At 73.5% G+C, this 21,801-nt stretch carries 18 protein-coding genes; 8 read left to right on the top strand and 10 right to left on the bottom strand.

Annotated elements, in window-relative coordinates; translation table 11 throughout:
• The first annotated feature begins 6 nt into the window (after window positions 1-6).
• The 6 genes from EOE48_RS07810 (at window position 7) to EOE48_RS07785 (ending at window position 8,852) form a co-directional block, all read left to right on the top strand.
• Complete coding sequence (locus EOE48_RS07810) at window positions 7-939, top strand: pyridoxal-phosphate dependent enzyme (RefSeq protein ID WP_246154031.1); 933 nt, start codon at window positions 7-9, stop codon at window positions 937-939.
• Window positions 936-1,466 carry a GNAT family N-acetyltransferase gene (locus tag EOE48_RS07805; protein ID WP_127728221.1) on the top strand — a complete coding sequence of 177 codons (531 nt, stop codon included), beginning with the start codon at window positions 936-938 and terminating at the stop codon, window positions 1,464-1,466. Before EOE48_RS07810 ends, EOE48_RS07805 begins: the two co-directional genes overlap by 4 nt.
• 428 nt (window positions 1,467-1,894) lie before the next feature.
• Complete coding sequence (locus EOE48_RS07800; RefSeq protein WP_127728220.1) at window positions 1,895-3,562, top strand: DEAD/DEAH box helicase; 1,668 nt, start codon at window positions 1,895-1,897, stop codon at window positions 3,560-3,562.
• Window positions 3,563-4,010: 448 nt separating this feature from the next.
• Window positions 4,011-5,045 carry a patatin-like phospholipase family protein gene (locus EOE48_RS07795; RefSeq protein WP_127728219.1) on the top strand — a complete coding sequence of 345 codons (1,035 nt, stop codon included), beginning with the start codon at window positions 4,011-4,013 and terminating at the stop codon, window positions 5,043-5,045.
• Between the two features lie 153 nt (window positions 5,046-5,198).
• Window positions 5,199-6,329: a helix-turn-helix transcriptional regulator gene (locus EOE48_RS07790; RefSeq protein WP_127728218.1), complete on the top strand. Its 1,131-nt coding sequence runs from the start codon at window positions 5,199-5,201 to the stop codon at window positions 6,327-6,329.
• A 249-nt stretch (window positions 6,330-6,578) separates the two neighbouring features.
• Window positions 6,579-8,852 (top strand): calcium-binding protein, encoded by a 2,274-nt coding sequence (locus EOE48_RS07785; RefSeq protein ID WP_127728217.1) that lies wholly within the window; start codon window positions 6,579-6,581, stop codon window positions 8,850-8,852.
• A 90-nt stretch (window positions 8,853-8,942) separates the two neighbouring features.
• Here the strand turns inward: EOE48_RS07785 and EOE48_RS07780 are convergent, their stop codons facing one another.
• The 3 genes from EOE48_RS07780 to pepN form a co-directional block, all read right to left on the bottom strand.
• Window positions 8,943-9,638 (bottom strand): hypothetical protein, encoded by a 696-nt coding sequence (locus EOE48_RS07780; RefSeq protein ID WP_127728216.1) that lies wholly within the window; start codon window positions 9,636-9,638, stop codon window positions 8,943-8,945.
• 61 nt (window positions 9,639-9,699) lie between these two features.
• Window positions 9,700-11,970: a PAS domain-containing sensor histidine kinase gene (locus EOE48_RS07775; protein ID WP_127728215.1), complete on the bottom strand. Its 2,271-nt coding sequence runs from the start codon at window positions 11,968-11,970 to the stop codon at window positions 9,700-9,702.
• 169 nt (window positions 11,971-12,139) lie between these two features.
• Complete coding sequence (gene pepN / locus EOE48_RS07770; RefSeq protein ID WP_127728214.1) at window positions 12,140-14,812, bottom strand: aminopeptidase N; 2,673 nt, start codon at window positions 14,810-14,812, stop codon at window positions 12,140-12,142.
• 165 nt (window positions 14,813-14,977) lie between these two features.
• Between pepN and EOE48_RS07765 the strand changes: the two genes are divergently transcribed.
• The gene (locus EOE48_RS07765) at window positions 14,978-15,418 is read left to right on the top strand and encodes a VOC family protein (RefSeq protein WP_127728213.1); all 441 of its coding nucleotides are present in this window, start codon (window positions 14,978-14,980) and stop codon (window positions 15,416-15,418) included.
• A 52-nt stretch (window positions 15,419-15,470) separates the two neighbouring features.
• Here the strand turns inward: EOE48_RS07765 and EOE48_RS07760 are convergent, their stop codons facing one another.
• The 6 genes from EOE48_RS07760 to msuE form a co-directional block, all read right to left on the bottom strand.
• Complete coding sequence (locus tag EOE48_RS07760; protein WP_127728212.1) at window positions 15,471-16,325, bottom strand: NAD(P)-dependent oxidoreductase; 855 nt, start codon at window positions 16,323-16,325, stop codon at window positions 15,471-15,473.
• Window positions 16,326-16,410: 85 nt separating this feature from the next.
• Window positions 16,411-17,616, bottom strand: a complete 1,206-nt coding sequence (gene ssuD, locus EOE48_RS07755) for an FMNH2-dependent alkanesulfonate monooxygenase (protein ID WP_425463632.1) — start codon at window positions 17,614-17,616, stop codon at window positions 16,411-16,413.
• Window positions 17,613-18,449 (bottom strand): ATP-binding cassette domain-containing protein, encoded by an 837-nt coding sequence (locus EOE48_RS07750; RefSeq protein WP_127728210.1) that lies wholly within the window; start codon window positions 18,447-18,449, stop codon window positions 17,613-17,615. Before EOE48_RS07750 ends, ssuD begins: the two co-directional genes overlap by 4 nt.
• 33 nt (window positions 18,450-18,482) lie before the next feature.
• Window positions 18,483-19,256, bottom strand: a complete 774-nt coding sequence (locus EOE48_RS07745) for an ABC transporter permease subunit (RefSeq protein WP_127728209.1) — start codon at window positions 19,254-19,256, stop codon at window positions 18,483-18,485.
• 7 nt (window positions 19,257-19,263) lie between these two features.
• Window positions 19,264-20,208, bottom strand: coding sequence for an aliphatic sulfonate ABC transporter substrate-binding protein (locus EOE48_RS07740; RefSeq protein WP_127728208.1), 945 nt, complete (start codon window positions 20,206-20,208; stop codon window positions 19,264-19,266).
• Window positions 20,205-20,789, bottom strand: a complete 585-nt coding sequence (gene msuE, locus EOE48_RS07735) for an FMN reductase (RefSeq protein ID WP_127728207.1) — start codon at window positions 20,787-20,789, stop codon at window positions 20,205-20,207. Before msuE ends, EOE48_RS07740 begins: the two co-directional genes overlap by 4 nt.
• Window positions 20,790-21,147: 358 nt before the next feature.
• On the opposite strand from msuE, the gene EOE48_RS29110 reads away from it, so the two are divergent.
• A complete protein-coding gene (locus EOE48_RS29110) occupies window positions 21,148-21,303 on the top strand; it encodes a hypothetical protein (protein WP_187371341.1) in 156 nt (51 codons plus the stop codon).
• A 6-nt stretch (window positions 21,304-21,309) separates the two neighbouring features.
• Here EOE48_RS29110 and EOE48_RS07725 read toward each other — a convergent pair whose 3' ends face one another.
• Entirely contained in the window at window positions 21,310-21,774 is a 465-nt protein-coding gene (locus EOE48_RS07725; protein WP_127728206.1) for a peroxiredoxin, read from the bottom strand.
• Window positions 21,775-21,801: the final 27 nt, after the last annotated feature.

The raw sequence follows: 21,801 nt of genomic DNA, 5'->3' as shown, positions 1-21,801 counted from the left end.
TCCACCATGCCCGTCTCCACCATGCCCCTGCACATCGCCACGCCGCTGATCGAGTCGCGCCCCCTGAGCCTCGCCGCCGGGTGCGAGGTGTGGGCGAAGATGGAGGCGTTGCAGCCCTCGGGCTCGTTCAAGATCAGGGGCATCGGCGCCGCCTGCGCCCATCACGCCGCCCACGGCAAGCGGCGCTTCGTGTCCTCGTCGGGCGGCAATGCCGGCCTCGCGGTGGCGTATGCCGGGCGCCGGCTCGGGGTTCCGGTCACCGTCGTGGTGCCCGAGACGACGAGCGCCACCGCCCGCGAACTCATCGCCCGCGAGGAGGCGGACCTCGTCGTCCACGGCGCGTCCTGGCAGGAGGCCAATGCCCGGGCCCTCGCGCTGGTCGATGCCGAGACCGCCTTCCTGCACCCGTTCGACGACCCGCTGCTGTGGGCGGGCCACGCCTCGATGATCGACGAGGCGGTCGCGGCCGGGCTGCCCTTCGACGCGGTCGTGGTCTCGGTCGGCGGCGGCGGGCTGATGGCCGGGGTGGCCGAGGGCCTCGCCCGCCACGGCCGGTCCGCCGTGCCGATCGTCGCGGTCGAGACCGAGGGCGCCGCCTCCCTCGCCGCGGCGATCCGGGCCGGCGCGCCGGTCGAGCTGCCGGCCATCACCTCGCTGGCGACCTCCCTCGGCGCCAAGCGGGTCTGCGACCGTGCCTTCCGGCTGACGAAGACCCGGCCGGTGCACAGCGTGACGGTGACCGACGGGGCGGCGGTGGCGGCCTGCACCCGTTTCCTCGCCGATCACCGCGTCCTCGTCGAGCCCGCCTGCGGCGCCGCCCTCGCGGTGCTGTACGACCGGCACGAGGTCCTCGCCCCGTTCCGGCGGGTGCTGGCGATCGCCTGCGGCGGGGCGACCGCGACGGTGGCGCAGTTGCAGGCGTGGCAGGCGGCGGGATGACCGGCCTCCCCAACGATCCGGGCCGGCGGCCGTCTCCCCGGCTCGACCTCGCCCTCGCTCCCGCCCGCACCCCCACCGATCTCGCCGCCGCCGCCGCCCTGTTCCGGGATTACGCCGCCTCCCTGTCGGTCGATCTCGGCTACCAGGGCTTCGAGGCCGAGGTCGCCGGCCTGCCGGGAGCCTACGCGCCGCCGGACGGGGCCCTGCTGCTCGCCCGCGACGCGGCCGGGACGGCGCTCGGCTGCGTCGCTCTGCGCCCGCTCGCCCCGCCGGAGGTGTGCGAGATGAAGCGGCTCTATCTCGCGCCGGCCGCCCGTGGGCGCGGACTCGGCCGGCGGCTGGTCGCGGCGGTCCTCGCCGAGGCGCGCCGCCTCGGCTACCGCGAGATGCGCCTCGACACCCTGCCGGACATGGCCGGGGCGATCGCCCTCTACGCCCGCGCCGGCTTTCGCCCGATCGCGCCGTACTACCCCACGCCGGTCTCCGGGACGCTCTTTCTGGCCCGGACCCTCGACGAGCCGGCCTGACAGCGGCCGCGCCGCCAGGGCCATCGCTTCAGGGCGATTGCCCTGGTTTCCCGCTTGGCCTCAGGCGCCGGCGTTCGCATCCGCTCACTTGGCTGTCGCTCCGCTTACGCGGTCGAGGGGACATTCGCCCCCTCGAACCTGCTCCGCGGGGCGCTCTGCGCGCCCGGCATGGAGCGTCGCCCTGCGGGCGGCCGCAGGACAATCGCTGAAGCGATGGCCCTGGCCGCGCCTCGGTCGGCGCTGGACTTCCGGGCGAACTTGGGGTATCTGCGCCGCTCTCCTCCAGACCCGTGGGACACGCGCCGCCCGGGCCGCCTGATGCGGCCCGCCTCCTGGTGCGGCTTGCGAGCCTCGGGCGCGACCGCGCCGGGCTCCCGCCGCGACGGCCACCAGACCCCGCGCGTCGTCCTTTGGGAACTCTGTCGACCGTGCCTTTTCCCGTGCTTCCGCCCGCCCTCGCCCATGCCCTCGGCGAGCGCGGCTACGACGACCCGACTCCGGTCCAGGCCGCCGTCCTCGAACCCGCCGGCGCCGGCCGCGACCTCCTGGTCTCGGCCCAGACCGGCTCCGGCAAGACCGTCGCGTACGGCCTCGCCATGGCCGGAACCCTGCTCGGCGAGGCCGAGGCGCTGCCGCCCCCCGGTGCGCCGCTGGCGCTGGTGATCGCGCCGACCCGCGAACTGGCGCTCCAGGTCCATCGCGAGCTGTCGTGGCTCTACGGGCCGGCCGGCGCCCGGGTGGCGGCCTGCGTCGGCGGCATGGATCCGCGGCGCGAGAGCCGGATGCTCGGCGAGGGCGTCCACATCGTCGTCGGCACGCCGGGGCGCCTGCGCGACCACCTCGAGCGGCGCAACCTCGACCCGTCCGCCCTGCGCGCCGTGGTGCTCGACGAGGCCGACGAGATGCTCGATCTCGGCTTCCGCGAGGATCTCGAGTTCATCCTCGCCACGACGCCGGCCGAGCGGCGCACGCTGCTGTTCTCCGCCACCCTGCCCAAGGGCATCGTCGCGCTCGCCGAGACCTACCAGCGCGACGCCCTGCGCCTCGCGGTCCAGGCCGAGACCCGCGGCCACGCCGACATCGAGTACCGGGCCCTGCGCATCCTGCCGCGAGAGACCGAGCTCGTAGTGGTCAACACCCTGCGGCAGGTCGAGGCGCCGACCGCGATCGTGTTCTGCAACACCCGCAACGCCGTGCGCCACCTCCAGGCGGTGCTGACCGAGCGCGGCTTCTCGGTCGTCGCCCTGTCGGGCGAGCTCGGCCAGGGCGAGCGCAACGCCGCCCTCCAGGCCCTGCGCGACGGCCGCGCCCGTGTCTGCGTCGCCACCGACGTCGCCGCCCGCGGCATCGACCTGCCGGGGCTCGGCCTCGTCATCCACGCCGAACTGCCCAACGACGCCGAGACGCTCCAGCACCGCTCCGGCCGCACCGGCCGGGCCGGGCGCAAGGGGATCAGCGCGCTCCTCGTCCCGGCCTCGCGCCGGCGCCGGGCCGAGGAGATGCTGGCCCGCGCCGGCGTCGCCGCGACGTGGTCGGGCCCGCCCCCGGCCGACGAGATCCGTACCCTCGACCAGGACCGCCTGCTGCAGGACCCGGTCCTGACCGAGGAGCCGTCCGAGGAGGACCGCGCCACCGCGCGCGCCCTGCTGGAGCGGTACGGCGCCGAGGACCTGGCCGCGGCCTTCGCCCGCCTGTGCCGCACCCGCCTGCCGGCGCCCGAGGAGGTCACCGATCCGGGCTTCGAGACCGGCCGCCCGCTGGCGCCGCGGCGCGACGGGCCGCGCCCGGCCTTCGGGCCGAGCGTGTGGTTCCGCCTCAATGTCGGCCGGCGCGACAACGCCGACCCGCGCCGCCTGCTGCCGATGCTGTGCCGGCGCGGCGAGGTCACCCGCGAGGAGGTCGGGGCGATCCGGATCTTCGACCGCGAGACCAAGTTCGAGATCCGCGGCGGCGCGGCCGAGCGCTTCGCCCACAGCTTCGGCCGCACCGGGCCGGCCGACCTCCAGGTCGAGCCGCTGCCCGGCGAGGCCGAGGCCGCCCGCCCGCCGCGCCGCGGCCACAGCCGGCCGGTGGAGCGCGCCCGCCGCCGCGGCTGACGCGGCGGCGCGGCTGCCGAGCGTCGCCATTCAGGGCCATCGCTTCAGCGATTGTCCTGAAGTCGCCCGCAGGGCGACGCTCCATGGCGGGCGCGGTGCGCTTTGCGCCCGAACAGCGCCCCGCGGAGCGGGTTCGGCGGACGGATGCCCGCCTGAACTCAGAGCGGAGCGAAAGCCAAAGTCGCGGCGACACGACGTGTCGCACGTGACTGCCGGCGCCTGATACGGTTTTCGGACGATCAGTTCCGAAAACCGTCTCACCAGCCCGCGCGGCGACTGAGCGAAGCCGGTTTCTGCATCGCGAAGCGATCAATCAGAAACCGTATGAGGCCAAGCAAGACACCAGGGCCATCGCTCCGAAGCGGTGGCCCTGCGCCGCCGTTGACGATCGCTTGACCTGTTCGCGATAGGGTCGGGATCTGAACCGTCGGCGTCGGGGAGCGCGGCGATCATGTGGGGCGGCATCGCGTTGTTCTCGCCGGCACCCGTCCGCGGCGTCGCGGAGGCCGCCGCCGTCGGAGCCCCGGCCCCCGAGAACCCGCCGCGCCGGCCGAGGATCGGGCTCGCCCTCGGCGGCGGAGCCGCCCGCGGCTGGTCGCATATCGGCGCGATCCAGGTCCTGCGCGAGGCCGGTCTCGCCATCGACGTGGTCGCCGGCTGCTCGATCGGAGCGGCGGTCGGGGCCTGCTTCTCCGCCGGCAAGCTCGACGAACTCGCCGCCTTCGCCCGCGCGCTGACCAAGCGCCGGGTGATGGGGCTGCTCGACTTCCACATCAGCGGCTCGGGCCTGATCGCCGGCGAGCGCCTGCGCCGCCTCCTGGAGCGCGACCTCGCCGGGTGCCGGATCGAGTCGCTGCCGGTCACCTTCGCCGCCGTCGCGACCGAACTCGGCACCGGCCACGAGATCTGGCTCACCCGCGGCGACGTGGTCGAGGCGGTGCGGGCCTCCTACGCCCTGCCGGGCGTGTTCGACCCGGTCAAGGTCGCGGGCCGCTGGCTGATGGACGGGGCGCTGGTCAATCCGGTCCCGGTCACCGCCGCCCGGGCGCTCGGCGCCGACGTCGTGATCTGCGTCAACCTCAACGGCGACGCCCGGGTGCGCGGCACCGTGATCCAGGCCCACGGCGCCGAGGCCATCGAGCCTCCGGCCGCGGTCGCCGCCCTGGCGCCGGAGGCGCCCCGGCGCTGGGCGCTGCTGCGCGGCACCGGCCGGCTCAAGGCCAGCCGGGCGCGGCCCGCCGATCCCGGCGCGCCCAACGGCATCGCCAGCGTGATGATCGACGCCTTCAACATCACCCAGGACCGGATCTCGCGCTCGCGCCTCGCCGGCGACCCGCCGGACGTGACGATCAACCCCAAGCTCGCCCAGATGGGCCTGTTCGAGTTCCACCGCGCCGAGGAATGCATCGAATTGGGCCGGCAGGCGACCCAGCGGATGCTGCCGGAGATCCGCGAGATCGTCGCCGCCGCAGGCCCCGCCTGAGCGGCGTGCGGACCGGGGCCGGTCCACCGCAAGACCCGTGGCCCGGGACCTGCATCAGTCTTCCGCCGTTCCGCGACAGTGATCGATTGCCGGGCCGGTGCGACCCTATCGATCGCCTGCCGTCCTCACAGCAGGGAAGTCCGGAACAGGCCGATGGTGGACTCTGAGCAACTGTCGGCGCTGATCGGGGACATCTACGACGCGGCGCTCGATCCGGCGCTGTGGCCGGCGGTGGTCAGGGCGACGTCGGTCTTCGTCGGCGGCGGATCCTGCAACCTGTCGCGGACCGACTCGCTCAACCACGACCTCGACGTGTCCGTCGATTGGGGCAGCGACCCCCATTACATGCACCTGATGGCGACGGAGTACGGCCGCATCTACCCGCTGCCGCCGCTCATCATGGCCTATGCGCGGCCGGGCGACCTCGTCTGGGCCGACATGCTCATGCCCTACGAGGACTTCCTCCGCACCCGGTTCTACCGCGAATGGGCCAGGCCCCAGGGCCTGTGCGACGCCGTCGGCGTCGTGCTCGAGAAGTCGGCGACCACCTTCGCCACCGTGACGGTGATGCTCTACGAGCGGCACGGCCGGGTCGACGACGGCGTGCGCGAGCGGATGCGGCTGCTCGGCCCGCATTTCCGCCGCGCCGTCGCGATCGGCCGGATCCTGGAGCAGCGCCCGGTCCTCGGAAGCTCCTACGCCGCGGTCCTCGACAGCGTCTCGGCCGGCATCTTCCTCCTCGACCGCTCCGGCCGGCTGGTGCGGTCCAACGCCGCCGGCGAGCGCCTGCTGGAACGGGGGCATCCGCTCCGGCGGCAGGCCGGCCGGCTCGCCGCGCCGGCGGAGGCGACGACCCGGGCGCTCGACGAGGCGGTGGCGCAGGCCGTCCGCGGGCGGGACGGCGGGCCGGCCCAGGGCACGGCGCTGCCGCTCGGCGAGACCATCGACGACGGCTGGGTGGCGCACGTCCTGCCGCTCTCGCCCGGCCGGCAGGGCCTGCCCGCCGAGGCCCCGGCCGCCGCGGCGGTGTTCGTCCAGCGCGTGACCCTCGACAGGCCGCACGCCCTGGAGGCGATCGCGAAGCAGTACAACATCACGCCGGCGGAGATGCGGGTGCTGGTCTGCGTGACCGAGGCCAACGGCATCCGCGAAATCGCCGGTCTGCTCGGCTGCGCCGAGACGACGGTGCGGACCCATCTGCGGCGGATCTTCGAGAAGACCGGTGCGCGGCGTCAGGCCGACGTCATCAAGCTGCTCGCGAGCTTCTCCGGACCGCTCGGCTGAGCCGGCCCCCTTCCTCGTCCATTCGGACGACGTAGCCCCGCCCCGACCGTGCCAGAACCCCCGCCGCACCGCGTCGGACAGCGCATGGTACGGAAGCCGGAAGATCGCTTCCGGAATTCGTACCATCAGCCCGCGCGGCGGAGCCGAAGGCTCCACACGCATGAGCGAAGCCGATTTCCGCATCGCGACAGCGACTGCAAGGCAGTCGCCGAGCGATCGATCGGAAGTCGTATGAAGGGGGCTTGCCGCATGACCGTCGTCACCAAGGTCCGATCGGAATTCCTGGTCAACACCGTGACCCGGGGAAGCCAGTACAACGGCGGCGTCGCCGCCCTCGCCAATGGCGGCTTCGTGGTGATCTGGAGCGACGACAGCGGCGTCGGCGACCCGAGCGAGAACGGAACCAAGGCGCAGATCTACGACGCCGCGGGCGGCAAGGTCGGGGGCGAGTTCCTCGTCAATACCGAGACGGCCGGCTATCAGACGGCCAAGTCGGTGACGGCGCTCGCCGGCGGCGGCTTCGTGGTCGCCTGGGAGCAGTTCGGCGGCCCGGACGACGGCGTTCCCCGCGCCGACAAGTTCCAGGTCTTCGACGCGGCCGGGAACAAGGTCGGCGGCGAAGTCGCCATCGCGGGCGTCCCGGGCGTGAACTACACCTTCGGCCTCCGGGTCGGCGGGCTGCCGAACGGCGACTTCGTGGCGAGCTGGATCCAGGGCGGCGGCACGACCGAGGTCCGCGCCCGGATCTACGACGCGGCGGGCGTGCCGCGGGCGGAGAGCGTCGCGGTCAACGCGGTGGCGTTCGGCAACCAGAACTGGCAGTCGGTCGTGCCGCTCGGCAACGACCGGCTCCTCGCGGTGTGGGAGGACGGGGATTACGGCTCGGGAAGCCTGATCGCCGGCGCCAGGGCGCAGATCCTCGACGGGCAGGGCAACCGGATCGGCGGCCCCCTCGACCTGACCCGGACCACCACGCGGGGCAACCCGCCGGCGGTCGCCGTCTTGGCGGGCGGCGGCTTCGCTCTCGCCTGGAGCGCCACCGCCGCGGGCGGCGCCTCGCCGGTCCACGTGCGGGTGTTCGACGGCAACGGCGCCCCGGCCGGTCCCGACCTGCTGATCGACGCCGCCACGACCGGATGGCCCCCGGCGGTCTCGCGCCTCGACGACGGCGGCTTCGTGGTGACGTGGTTCGAGTCCCGCGACCTGAGCGGCGATCCGGGCGGCGGCGTCCGCGGTCAGCGATTCAGCGCCGCCGGCACCGTGCTCGGCGACGCCTTCACGGTCGCCACCCAGACCGCCGGCGCCCAGTGGAACCCGGCGGTGGCGACGCTGGCGAACGGCGATTTCGTCGTGAGCTGGGCCGATGGCAGCGGGACGCTCGGCGACGCCGACCAGGGCAGCGTCAAGGCGCAGGTCTTCGGCCTCGCCGACGATGCCGGCCAGACCCTCTCCGGCGGCTCCCGCGGCGACCGTCTCGTCGGCGGCGCGGGGAACGACGTCCTGCTCGGCAATGGCGGCGCCGACACGCTGATCGGCGGGGCCGGCAACGACCGGCTGGTCGGCGGGGTCGGGGCCGACCGGATGGAGGGCGGCGACGGCGACGATACCTACTTCGTCGACGATCCCGGCGACGTCGTGATCGAGGGGCCGAACGGTGGGACCGACACCATCCGTACCACCGTCAGCTACGTCATGGCCGCCAATGTCGAGAATATGCTGCTGACCGGCTCCGGCGCCATCGACGGAACCGGCAACGGCCTCGCCAACCTCATCACCGGCAACGCCGTCGGCAACACCCTGTCGGGTCTGGGCGGCGACGACGTGCTCAAGGGCCGCGACGGCGACGACCTGCTGTTCGGCGGCGACGGCAACGACGCGCTCTTCGGCGAGAGCGGCCGCGACACCCTGATCGGCGGGGCCGGCGACGACACCTACCTCATCGACGATGCCGGCGACGTCGTGGTCGAGCAGGCGGGTGGCGGGACCGACACCATCCGCACCAGCCTCGGCCGGGTGCTTGAGGCGAATGTCGAGACGCTGATCCTGACCGGCGCCGACGCCGTCGACGCGATCGGCAACGACCTCGCCAACGTCATCAGCGGCAACGTCTCCGACAACGTGCTGCTCGGGCTCGACGGCGACGACCGGCTGGCCGGCGGCGGCGGCGACGACCGGCTCGTCGGCGGCGCGGGCCGGGACACGCTCGCCGGCGGCGGCGGCGCCGACCGGTTCGTGTTCGACGGCGTCTCCGGCGAGATCGACAGGATCACCGACTTCGTCGCGAACCAGGACCGCATCGAACTCGCGGCGGCGGCCTTCGCGGCGCTCGCCCCCGGTGCGCTGTCGGTCTCGGCCTTCACGACGGGGGCGGCCGCCACGACGGCGGACCAGCACATCATCTACAGCAGCCTCAACGGCGCCCTGTTCTACGATGCCGACGGCTCGGGCGGGCAATCCCAGGTGCAGTTCGCCCGCCTGTCGCCGAACCTCGCCCTGTCGGCGGCGGATTTCGTGATCGCGTGACCCGATCGACGGCCGGTCGGCGGCCCGGGATGCCGACGCGGCCGGCCGTCGATCCGAGCCGGTGCGGCTTCGGCTCGACGGCCGTCGTCGTCAGCCGCGGCAGAAATCGCCCCCGGGTGGCACGCCGTACTTCAGCGACCCGGTGACCCTCGCGCCCCGCGGCAGGTACATCGCCCGCTTGCGGTCGGGCCAGTCCACCCAGACCTCGCCCAGGACGATCTCGTAGGGCAGGGTCAGCCGGCCGCCGGATTCCTTCGTGTCGCCGAGATACAGCGCGATCGACGGCTCGCTGCGCAGGCTCGGCTCGTCCCGGATGTTGACCCGATCGAGGTAGAGCCGCTTCACACCGAGACCGTCCGGACCGGAGCCGCACATGATCGCCTGGTAGCCCGACGCGATGGTCGTGTTGGTGATCGCCAGGGTGTCGACGCGGGAGCCGAGCTGGAGCTGGATCCCGTCCCCGTGGAAGCCCGCGTGCTCGCCGTGCAGCCCGGTCAGGCGGGTGTTCTGGATCGTCACCAGCTTGGCCGCGCAGGCCAGATCAATCCCGTCCGAGCGGACGTCGCGGAAGTCGCCGCGCAGGCCGGAGAGGTGCAGCTCGTTGAAGGACCCCGCCGCGATGATGCGGCCGTTGCCGAGATTGCCGCCGTCGATGCGCAGGCTGTGCCCCTTGCCGATCAGGTCGAGGCCGCCGGCACGCGGCCGGTCCGGCATGACCAGCGTGACGTCGCCGTCGTCCGGCAGGTCCGGCCGGTGATAGCCTGTTCGCACGGAAAGGGTCCGCATTCCTGGGGCTCCATGATCCCGGAGGTCCGATCGAGCCCTCATACAGGAAACGGGCCGCGGATCAGACCGCCGCGATCTCCGGTGTCGGGGCGGCCTCGGGCATCGGCAGGCGCACCAGCACGATGGTGCCGCAGCCCTCCTCCGAGCGGATGCGCAGGCCGCCGCCGTGCAGCTCCGACAGCGAGCGGGCGATGGCGAGGCCGAGGCCGGAGCCCTTGTAGCTGCGGGCGAAGTTGGTCTCGACCTGCTCGAACGGCGCCCCGAGCTTCGGCAGGACCGATTTCGGGATGCCGATGCCGTTGTCCTCGACGAAGATGTGGACCGCGTCGATGGCGCGCCGGGTGCGGATCGCCACCCGGCCGCCCTCGGGGGTGAACTTGACCGCGTTCTGGAGCAGGTTGACCAGGATCTGCTGCAGGGCGCGCTCGTCGGCCATCACCACGGCGTCGGGATGCATCTCGACCGCGAGGGCGAGGCCGCGGGCGCGGGCGGGCTCGGCGACGAGCTTGAGCGCCCGTTCGAGGGCGGCGGCGACCGGGACCGGCTTCTTCGTCAGGGTCAGGCGCCGCGCCTCGATCCGCGACATGTCGAGGATGTCGTCGATGACCGAGAGCAGGTAGCCGCCGGACGAGCGGATGTCGTTGCAGTATTCCCGGTACTTGTCGGAGCCGAGGGTGCCGAACACCTCGCTCTCCATCACCTCGGCGAAGCCCAGGATGGCGTTGAGCGGCGTGCGCAGTTCGTGGCTCATGTTGGCCAGGAACTCGGATTTCGAGCGGTTGGCGCTCTCGGCCTGGGCCTTCTGGTCGAGGTAGCGCTCGGCGAGGTCGGCGAGCTGCTGGGTCTGGAGTTCGAGGGTGCGCCGCGAGCGCTTGAGGTCGGCGACCGTCGCGATGAGCTGGCGCTCGGATTCGAGCAGCCGCTCCTGGTGGCGCTTGAGGGTGGTGATGTCGGTGCCGACCGAGACGTAGCCGCCGTCCTTGGTGCGCCGCTCGCTGATCTGGAGCCAGCGCCCGTCGGCGAGCTCGGCCTCGAAGGTGCGCGCGCCCGCCCCCTCGCCGTTGAGCACCTCGCGCCGCACCGCCGGCAGCGCCGCCCGGCCCATGATCGATTCGTAGCGCCGCCCCGGCACCGCCTCCTCGGCGTCGAGCGCGTGCAGGCCGCGGAACTTGGAGTTGCACAGGACGAGCCGGTTCTGCGCGTCCCACAGCACGAACGCCTCGGAGACGGCCTCGACCGCGTCGCGCAGGCGCATGTCGGCGGTGGCGGTCGATTCGGCGAGGCGGCGCTGCTCGGAGATGTCGATGACGATGCCGACGAGGTGGCGGCCGCCGTCCTCAAGGTCCTGCACGATCTCGGCCCGGGCCTTGAGCCAGATCCAGTCGCCGTTGGCGGCGCGGATGCGGAACTCGTGGTCGACGGTGGCGTCGCGCACGGCGAGCTGGCGGGCGAGGCCGTAGAGGTCGGTGTCGTCGGGATGGACGAGCCCGTTGACGTCGCCGAAGGACAGGAACTCCCGGTCGCGGACGTAGCCGAGGAGCTGGTACATCGAGTCCGACCAGTAGATCCGGCCGCGGGGGATGTCCCAGTCCCACAGGCCGCAGCGGCCGCGGCTGAGCGCGGTGTCGAGGCGGTGGCGCACCTGCTCGAACACCCGGTCGACCGACCGGGCGCGGTCGGCCTGGAGCGCGTAGGCGACGCCGGTGCAGACCACCACCAGGGTGACGGCGCAGATCAGCACCGCCTCGACCCGTGCCCGCTGCCGCCACGCGGTGAGGACCGGGCCGAGACGCTGGATCACCGCGACCTGCCCGCCGCCCGGCAGGCGGCGCACGGCGGCCAGCGCCCCCTCGCCGTCCGCGAGGGTGACCGCCCGGATGCCGGCGCGCTCGCCGAGAATACCGAGCACCTGGCCGTCGCCGAGATGCCCGGCGAGGCCGTGCCCGGGCGCGTCGGCCACCGGCGGCACCGCATCCACCACGCTCCCCCCGGCATCGGCCAGGAGGAACCGGCAGCCGACCGGCAGGCTACCCGCCGGCAGGATCCGGTCGAGACGCCCCCCCGGCTGGCGGGCGAGGTCGGCGGCGGCGAGGCGGGCGAGGAGATCGGTCTGGCGCTCGGCATCGGCGAGGACGGCCTGCCGGTCGACGGTGAGCCGGGTGACCGTGACGGCGAACAGGCAGACGAGGAACAGCCCGAGCATCACCGGCACGGCGAAGCGCAGCCAGACCTCGGCCCGGGCGAGCCACCGGTGAGTCGTGCAGGAAACCCGGTCGATGCCAAGGATCGTGGCCGCACGCGAGGCCAAGGGGGCGGGATCCGCCTCCAGCATACTCCAACCCCCAACCGGCCCGATGCGTCGCCTGATCGGGGGTCAGGAAACCCCCTCCGAATCGAACCGCAGAGTGACATTTCCACAGCCGATTTGTCCAGCGCTCCGCGCCGGCGAAACCGGCCGGAGGTGCCGGCCCGATCGTGTGCATGAGCAAATTTTGCTCAATTCACGCAACGGGTTGGGACTCGGCCCGGACTCCCAGCGATCGGGCCGCGATGTCGCTCACGTCGGGGGAGAGTCCCGGCCTGGCGGCGATGCTCCTCAGGACCCGTTCCGCCTGCCGCCGGCGCCCCGCCTCGACCATCCGCCAAGTCCCGAAAGCGGTCAGAAGTCGTGCTGCGACCTGGGGATTCGTGCCGTCGAGGGCGAGCACGACCTCGGCGACGAGGTCGTAGCCGGCGCCGTCCGGGCGGTGGAACTGGGTCGGGTTGTTGAGGCTGAAGCTGCCGAGCAGCGAGCGCACCCGATTCGGGTTGGCGAGCGAGAACGCCTCGTGGCGCATCAGCCCGCGCAGGCGCTCGGGCGTCCCCGGCTCGGGGATCGTCGCCTGGAGGGCGAACCACTTGTCGAGGACGAGCGGCTCGTCGCGGTAGGCGGCCCCGAACCGCGCGAAGCCGCGCTCCCGGGTCTCGCCGGTGAGCGGCACGAGGACGGCGAGCGCCGCGACCCGGTCGGTCATGTTGCTCGCCTCCTCGACCTGGGCGGCGGCGAGGGCGGCGCCGCGGGCCGGGTCGGCCGCCGCCAGCAGGTCGAGGGCGGCGTTGCGCAGGGCCCGGCGGCCGGCGCTCGCCGCGTCGGGGCTGAACGGCGTCCCGGCCGGCTCGGCGAGCGCCGCCCGCAGGGCGTCGAGCCGCGGCGCGAGCGCGGTGCCGATCTCGGCCCGCAGGCCCTCGCGGGCGGCCCGGATCGCGTCGGGATCGACGTCGCGGCCGATTTCCTGCGCGATCTCGGTCTCGCTCGGCAGCGCCAGGACCAGGGCGGCGAAGGCCGGGTCGGCCAGCGCGCCGGCCTCGAGGAAGGCGGCGAGCGCCCCCGCCAGCGCGGCGCCGGACGCCCCCGTCTCCCGGCCCGCGGCGCGCCCGGTCAGCACCGCCATGGCGAGGCTCTGGGCCGCCTGCCAGCGGTTGAACGGGTCGGCGTCGCGGGCGAGGAGGACGAGGCGGTCGGCGTCGCCGAGGTCCTGGACCACCTTCACCGGGGCCGAGAAGCCCCGGAACAGCGACGGCACCGGCGCGGTGGTTAGGCCGGCGAGGACGAGGCTGTCCTCCTCCCGGTCGAGGACGAACACGCCGTCGCGGACCCGGTCGCTGCGGACCTCCACGGCCGCGCCGTCCGCCGCCACGAGGCCGAGCGCGACCGGGATCACCAGGGGCAGCGGCCGGGCGCCGCCGGTGGCCTCGGTGGCGATCGCGGGCAGGCTCTGGCGGAAGGTCAGGGTGTAGGTCGCGGCGTTGCCGTCGTGGCGGGCCTCGACCGCGACGGTGGGCGTGCCGGCCTGGGCGTACCAGCGGGCGAAGTCGGCGAGATCGCGCCCGCTCTCGGCCGTGAAGGCGGCGAGGAAGTCCTCGACGGTGGCCGCGGTGCCGTCGCAGGCCGCGAAGTAGCGGTCCATGCCGCGCCGGAACACCTCGGCCCCGAGCAGGGTGCGCAGCATCCGGACGATCTCGGCGCCCTTCTCGTAGACCGTCGCGGTGTAGAAGTTGTTGATCTCGCGGTAGGCCTGCGGCCGCACCGGGTGGGCCAGCGGCCCGGCATCCTCGGGAAACTGGCGCGCGCGCAGGGTGCGCACCTCGGCGATGCGGTGGACCGGGCGCGAGCGCTCGTCGGAGGAGAATTCCTGGTCGCGGAAGACCGTCAGGCCCTCCTTGAGGCAGAGCTGGAACCAGTCGCGGCAGGTCACCCGGTTGCCCGACCAGTTGTGAAAATACTCGTGGGCGATGATCGCCTCGATGTTGGCATAGTCGGCGTCGGTGGCGGTGTCGGGGCTCGCCAGCACGTACTTGTCGTTGAAGATGTTGAGGCCCTTGTTCTCCATCGCCCCCATGTTGAAGTCGGAGACCGCAACGACGTTGAAGACGTCGAGGTCGTAGGCGCGGCCGAAGGCGCGCTCGTCCCAGGCCATCGAGCGGGCGACGGCGTCGAGGGCGTAGCCGGCGCGGCCCTCCTTGCCGGGCTCGACCCAGACCGCGATCTCGACCTCGCGGCCCTCCATCGTGGTGAAGCGCGAGGCGACGCGGCCGAGCCGGCCGCCGACGAGGGCGAACAGGTAGGCGGGCTTGGGGTGCGGGTCGTGCCAGACCGCGTAGTGCCGGTTGCCGCCGGCCGACCCGCTCTCGACCGGGTTGCCGTTGCCGAGCAGCACCGGCGCCTCGTCGCGGTCGGCCTCGATGCGAGTGGTGTAGACCGCCAGCACGTCGGGCCGGTCGAGGAAGTAGGTGATCCGCCGGAAGCCGTCGGCCTCGCACTGGGTGCAGTAGACCCCGTTCGAGCGGTAGAGCCCCATCAGCTTGGTGTTGGCGGTCGGGTCGAGCTTCGTCTCGATCGCCAGGACGAAGGGGCGCTGCGGCGGCTGGTGCAGGGTCAGCGCCCGGGGCGTCACCGCGACCGCGCCGGGCGCGGTCTCCCCGCCGTCGAGCGAGATGGCGAGCAGGACGAGGTCGTCGCCGTCGAGGACCAGCGGCGCGCCGGGAATGCCGGCGGGATTGGGCCGCAGCGCCAGGGTCGCGGTGACGCGGGTCTCGGTCGGATGCAGGCGCACGTCGAGCTCGACCCGGTCGATGAGGTAGTCGCTCGGGCGGTAATCGGCGAGGCGGACGACCGGCGGTGTCTCGGTGCGCATGAGGGCTCTCGGTGGGGCGCCGCCCGGGGCGGCCTTCGCCCCCTTGTAGCGGCGGCGCGACCCCGCGCAACGCGGGTGCGCCGGGGCTCTCCGGCGGCGATCCTCACCCTATCTCAAGCCCCGACACCGCCCGCCGCCCCGGCCGGGCCAGCCTGAGGACATGCCATGGAATACCTGCACACGATGGTCCGGGTCGCCGATCTCGACCGGGCGCTCGACTTCTACTGCACCAAGTTCGGCCTCCAGGAGGTGCGCCGGGTCGAGAGCGAGAAGGGCCGTTTCACCCTCGTGTTCCTCGCCGCCCCCGGCGATGCCGCCCGCGCCAAGGACACCAAGTCGCCGCTGCTCGAACTGACCTACAACTGGGACCCGGAGGAGTATGCCGGCGGGCGCAACTTCGGCCACCTCGCCTATCAGGTCGACGACATCTACGAAACCTGCCGCAGGCTCCAGGAGGCCGGCGTCACCATCAACCGTCCGCCCCGCGACGGCTACATGGCCTTCGTGCGCTCCCCGGACGGGATCTCGATCGAGATCCTGCAGAAGGGCGGCGCCAGGGAGCCGGCGGAGCCGTGGCTGTCGATGGCGAATACCGGGTCCTGGTGAGGGCCGGGGCGGGCCGTCGGCACGGTCCGCCCGACCGGCGCGGCGACGCGGCTCAGTTCTGTCCCCCGCCGGCGAGGAAGCGGTCGAGCGCCGCGATCTCGGCGCCGGCCCCCTGCCGGTCCGCGGCGATGCGCCGGTAGAGCCCGGCGGCACCGTCGTAGATCGCCGATTCCGGGAAGCCGGTGCCGACGAAGTCGCGGATCGCCTCCATCTCGGCGACCCAGCGATAGGCCTTCGGCACCATGTCGGGCAGGGTGGCGGCGAAGCGCGACAGCAGGGCCGGCTGGCTGGCGGCGAGTTCGGCCCGCAGGGCGTCGCCGGCCCCGGCGCGCTCGGCGGCGAGGATCATCGCGGTGGCGACCGCCGTGAGCCCCTTGGTGATGCCGGCATAGGACAGCTTCAGCGCCGAGGCGGCGCCGACCGGGCCGTCGATGGTGCGCAGGCGCAGCCCGAGGCCGGAGAGCGCGGCGACCGCGCCCGCATGCGGCCCCGACAGGTAGAGGACCGGCCCGGTCTCGCCGGGCCTGGGCGGCAGGCCGATGATCGCGCCGTCGACGAAGCGTCCGCCCGCCGTGGAGACGAGTTCGTCGGCGGCCGTCACGGTGTCGACCCCGACCGCGTTGGCATCGACGAAGACCGGGCCGCGTCCGGCCCGGGCGATGGCCCCGGCGAAGCGGCGGGCGAGGTCCAGCGCCTCGGAGGGCGGCACGATCGACAGCAGGATGTCGGCCTCGGTGACGATCGTCGCGTCGTCGGCGGCCTCCATGCCGGCGGCCCCGGCCCGCCGGCGCGACTCGGGCCCGCGCCCCTCCAGCGAGGTCAGGACGCGGGCGCCGGATTCGGTCAGGCGGCGGGCGAGGGCGCTGCCCATGGCTCCGGGGGCGACGATGGCGATGGTCGGCGTCATGGCGGGCGTCCCGAGGGAGGAGGTACCGGCCGAAGTGTCCGCCGGTCCCCGAACCCTGTGAAGCTCGCCCGCCGCAGGGCTCCCCTCAATGCGCCGCAACCCGCCGCGCCGGCACGATGTCGTTGGCCATCACCTCGCCGAACGGGCCGTCGTTGCGGGCGCCGCGCGTCGGCACGCCGGTGGACGCGCGCAGCGGCAGCTTCGGGAAGACGAGTTCGGCGAAGCGGTACGCCTCCTCGAGGTGCGGATAGCCCGACAGGATGAAGCGGTCGATGCCGAGATCGATGTACTCCTTCATCCGGTCGGCGACCTGATCGGGCGAGCCGACCAGCGCGGTGCCGGCGCCGCCGCGCACCAGCCCGACCCCGGCCCACAGATTCGGCGACACGACGAGCCGGCTGCGGTCGCCGCCGTGCAGGCTCATCATCCGGCTCTGGCCCACCGAATCCTGGCGCTTCAGGGTCGCCTGCGCCCGGGCGATCGTCGCGTCGTCGAGGCGGGAGATTAGGCTCTCGGCGGCGTCCCACGCGGCGGCCTCGGTCTCGCGCACGATGACGTGCAGGCGGATGCCGAACGAGAAGGTCTTGCCCTTCGTCGCGGCGGCGTTCCGGGCCGCCGCGAGTTTCTCGGCCACCAGGGCCGGCGGCTCGCCCCAGGTGAGGTAGACGTCGCAATGCTCGGCCGCGACCGCGATGCCCGCCTCCGACGAGCCGCCGAAATACAGCGGCGGGTAGGGCCGCTGCACCGGCGGGAAGATCACCCGGCCGTCCTCGACCCGCAGGTGGCGGCCCTCGTAGGTCACGGTCTCGCCCGAGAGCAGGTTGCGCCAGATGTGCAGGAACTCGTCCGTCACCGCGTAGCGCTCGTCGTGGGACAGGAACACGCCGTCGCCGCGCAGCTCCACCGGGTCGCCGCCGGTGACGACGTTGATGAGCAGCCGCCCGTCCGAGATCCGGTCGAGGGTCGCGGCCATGCGGGCGGCGGCCGCCGGCTCCTGCAGGCCCGGCCGCACGGCCACGAGGAAGCGCAGGCGGCGGGTCAGCGGGGCGAGCGCCGAGGCGACGACCCAGGAATCCTCGCACGAGCGCCCGGTCGGCAGCAGCACGCCGAAATAGCCGAGCTCGTCGGCGGCCTGGGCGATCTGGCGCAGGTAGGGCAGGCTCACCGCCCGCGCGCCCTCCTGGGCGCCGAGGTAGCGGCCGTCGCCGTGGGTGGGCAGGAACCAGAGGACGTCGGTCTGTCCGGACATGAAGGGGGGTCTCCCGAAGGATGGGCGCGGCGGCGCGTTCAGGCGGCCTGCGGCGCGCGGCCGAGCAGGTGGTCGAGGATGCGGCCTTCGAGGGCGGCCAGGGCGGCATCGCCCCGGCGGCGCGGGCGCGCCACCGGCACCGGCAGGTCGAGCGCGATGCGGCCGTCCTCGACCACGAGGATCCGGTCGGCGAGCGCCACCGCCTCGGCGACGTCGTGGGTGACGAGGAGGGCGGTGAAGCCCTGGTCGCGCCACAGCCCCTCGATCATGTCCTGCATCTCGATGCGGGTGAGGGCGTCGAGGGCGCCGAGCGGCTCGTCGAGGGCGAGCAGCCCCGGGCCGCTGACCAGGGCGCGGGCGAGGGCGACCCGCTGGCGCTGGCCGCCCGACAGGGTCGCGGGCCACGCCCCCGCCTTGTCGGCGAGGCCGACCGCCGCCAGCGCCGCCCCGGCGCGCGCACGACGCTCCGCCCGCGCCACGTCGGGGCCGAGGCCGACCGCGACGTTGTCGACGACGCTGGCCCAGGGCAGCAGGCGCGGCTCCTGGAACATGATGCGGCGCGGACCCGCGCCGTCGACCGCGGCCGTCCCGGTCGTCGGCGCCTCGAGCCCGAGGATCAGCCGCAGCAGGGTGCTCTTGCCGCAGCCCGAGCGCCCGACCACCGCCACGAACTCGCCGGCCCGGATGTCGAGGTCGAGCGCGTCGAGGACCGGACGGCCGCCGAACGCCTTGCCGAGGCCGCGCAGGGCGACCGACAGACCGGCGCGACCGGGCGACGGAGGCGGGCGCAGCGGGCGGGACGAGGCGCGCGCGGCCGCCTTGCGCCGCAGTGACGGGGCGGGAGCGTCGTGGCGGCGCAGGGCGAAGGCGATCATCGGCGGGGGTCTCGCGGGGGCGGGCAGGGCGGGTCAGGCGTAGGCCGGGTTCCAGGCGAGGCAGCGCCGCTCCAGGCTCCGGGTCAGGGCGTCGGCGGCCTTGCCGAGCAGGGCGTAGATCGCGATGGCCAGCACGACCACGTCGACGAGCATGAACTCGCGCGCCTGCATCGCCATGTAGCCGAGCCCGGACGAGGCCGAGATCGTCTCGGCGACGATGAGGGTCAGCCACATGATGCCGAGCGCGTAGCGCAGGCCGACGAAGATCGACGGCAGGGCGCCGGGCAGCACGACCCGGTGGAACAGCGTCCAGCGCGACATGCCGTAGACCCGGCCCATCTCGACGAGCTGCGGGTCGACGGAGCGGATGCCGTGATGGGTGTTGGCGTAGATCGGGAAGAACACTCCCAGCGCGACGAGAAACAGCTTCGCCTCCTCGCCGATGCCGAACCACAGGATCACCAGCGGGATCAGCGACAGGTGCGGGACGTTGCGGATCATCTGCACCGTGGTGTTGGTCGCCAGGTCGGCGGTGCGCGACAGGCCGTTGGCGAGGCCGAGCGCGAAGCCGATGCCGCCGCCGACGACGAGCCCGGCCAGCGCGCGCAGGAAGCTGACCCCGAGATTGGTCCACAGCTCGCCGGTGCGGCCGAGGCGCCAGCCGGCCTCGGCGACCTCGGCCGGCGTCGGCATGATCTGGCCCGGGATCAGGCCGGCGGCCCCGGCGGCCTGCCAGACGGCGACCACGCCGAGGGGCAGCAGCCAGGGGGTGAGGCGCGCGAGCGCGCGGGTGCGGGCTTCGGACATGCGCGCCTCACCCGCTCCTGGCCGGCGGTGCCCAGATCGCGTCGGCGACGCGGATCGGCTTCGGAATCAGCCCGAGAGCATGGAAGCGGTCGGCGACCCGCTGCTGCTCGGCGACGACCGCGGGCGTCAGCGGGCCGATGAGGTAGTCGGTGCGGGCCGCCGCGCGCTCGGTGGCGGCGAGCGGCACGCCGGTGGCCGTCGCGACCAGCCCCGCCACCTCGCCGCGGTTGGCCGCGCACCAGCGCGCGACCTCGCCGAGGGTGTCGAGGGCGGCCTGGAGCACCGGGGCATGGGCGGCGGCGAAGCCGCGATGGGCGAGGAAGAAGTTGTTCGGCCGCGCCACGTCGCTGGCGGTGGTGAGCACGCGCACGCCGCTGCCGGCCTCGGCGATGGCGAAGTACGGATCCCAGATCGTCCAGGCGTCGATGCTGCCGCGGGCGAAGGCCGCGGCCGCGTCGGCGGGCGTCAGCGTCACCGGCTCGATGTCGGCGTAGGTCAGCCCGGCCTTCTCCAGCGCCGCGATGGTGAAGTTGTGCGCGCTCGACGCCTTGGCGAAGGCGACGCGCCTGCCCTTCAGGTCGGCGAGCGACCGGATCCCCGAACCCTTCGGCAGCAGGATCGCCGAGTTGGCGCCGGACACCTCCTGCGCCGCCGCGTAGACGAGGGAGCCGCCGGCGGCCTGGGCGAAGATCGGCGGCGCGTCGCCGGTCTGGCCGAAATCGATGCTGCCGAGGCTCAGCGCCTCGAGGAGCGGCGGGCCGAACGAGAACTCGACCCAGGACACCCCGAAGCCGAGCCGGTCGAGGGCGGCCTCGATCCGACCCTGCTGCTTGGCGACCGCGAGGAGGCCGCCCTTCTGGTAGCCGATCCGCAGGCGGCCGGTCCCGGCGGCGCGGGCCGGGGCGGCGGCGAGGACCGCACCGGCGGCGAGGAGCGCGCGGCGCGAGATCATCGGCCGGCCCCGGCGACCGCGCGGGCCTCGGCGGCGGTGGCCGCGAGGCGCCCGGCGAGCAGGGCGGCGAGCTGGTCGGCGGCGTCCTGGAGGCGGCGGCGCACGCCCGGCTCGACGAGGACGCCGTCGCGGAAGTCGGCGTCGGAGGCGTAGACCGCGGTCGGCACCGCGAAGGCGTTGAAGAACCCGAACAGCGGCCGCAGGGAATGCTCGACCACGAGGGCGTGGCGCGGCCCGCCCCCGGTCGCCACCAGGGCGACCGGCTTGCCGGCGAGCGCGTCCGGCTCGATCAGGTCGAACAGGTGCTTGAACAACCCGGTATAGGCGCCCTTGTAGACCGGCGTGCCGACCACGAGGGCGTCGGCCTCCTCGATCGCCTCGACCACGCGCCGGGCCGGCAGCGAGAGCTGTGCGCGGGATTGTGCCGCCCCGAGGCCGGTCCCGGCATCGACGACGTCGAACAGCCGGACCTCGAGCCCGGAGCGCGCGGCCGCTGCGTCGGCGAGCCCCTCGACCAGGGTGCGGGTCTTCGACGGGCGCTGGAGGTTGGCGCTGAAGCCGACGAGGCGCGGACGTGTCATGCGGGTTCCGATCCGGCAGATGAACGGGCGGTCGCACCGGGTTTCTGCAAGTGGAAACCGCGGTGAAATCGATGTCGCCATCGTGCCGCCGGCGGACGCCGCGGTCAATGAAACGGAGTTTTTAAAGAACGTACTGCGCGAGATGATCCTTCTCCGGCGTCCCGCCATGCGGGGGAACATCGTTCCGACACCCCTGACGACACGGGTTTCGGAGCGCGCCCGGCGGGAATGTCCCGCGATCGACGGGTCTGAGCCGCCGCTCGTTCGATTTATCGAACCAGCGGCGGCGGCCGCATCCGGGTTCGGCCAAAGGTCGAAGGCCTGCCGCGGGGATCGATGAACGTTCCTCTGAAACAGGATGCAGGAGAAAAACCTTTTTGATGGTGGCACAACAAGAAAATTCTCTGCCTTTGAACACCCTGTTCGGGACTTTCATGATCCGCATCTCGGCCGCGAGGTGATCCCGCGGGTGCGGGCGCTGGAGGCGGCGCAGCGGGAACGGGCGGCGGCGTAGGCCCGCTCAGAGCGCCCGGGCGGCCGCCAGCACCTCGTCGGCGTGGCCCGGGACCTTGACCTTCGCCCACACCCGGGCGACGCGGCCGTCGCGGTCGAGCAGGACCGTGGTGCGCTCGACCCCCATGTACTTGCGCCCGTACATGCTCTTTTCGGCCCACACGCCGTAGGCGTCGAGCATCGCCTTCGACTCGTCGGAGGCGAGCGGCAGGTCGAGTCCGTACTTGGCGCGGAACTTGTCGTGGCTCCTGATCGGATCGGGCGAGATCCCGATCACCACCGTGTCGGCCTCGTCGAAGGCGGACTTCAGGCCGTTGAACGCCTGCGCCTCGAGGGTGCAGCCGCTGGTGTCGTCCTTCGGGTAGAAGTACAGCACCGCCTTGCGGCCGTTGAGGCCCGCGAGGCTGATCGTCTCGCCGCCGGTGACCGGCAAATCGAAGTCCGGAGCCGGATCGCCTGGATTCAGGGGCATCGTGCCTTCCTTTCGGCCGATTGATGG

The organism is Methylobacterium oryzihabitans, from assembly GCF_004004555.2.
GTDB lineage: Bacteria > Pseudomonadota > Alphaproteobacteria > Rhizobiales > Beijerinckiaceae > Methylobacterium > Methylobacterium oryzihabitans.
This window is presented reverse-complemented; position numbering and strand designations above follow the sequence as displayed.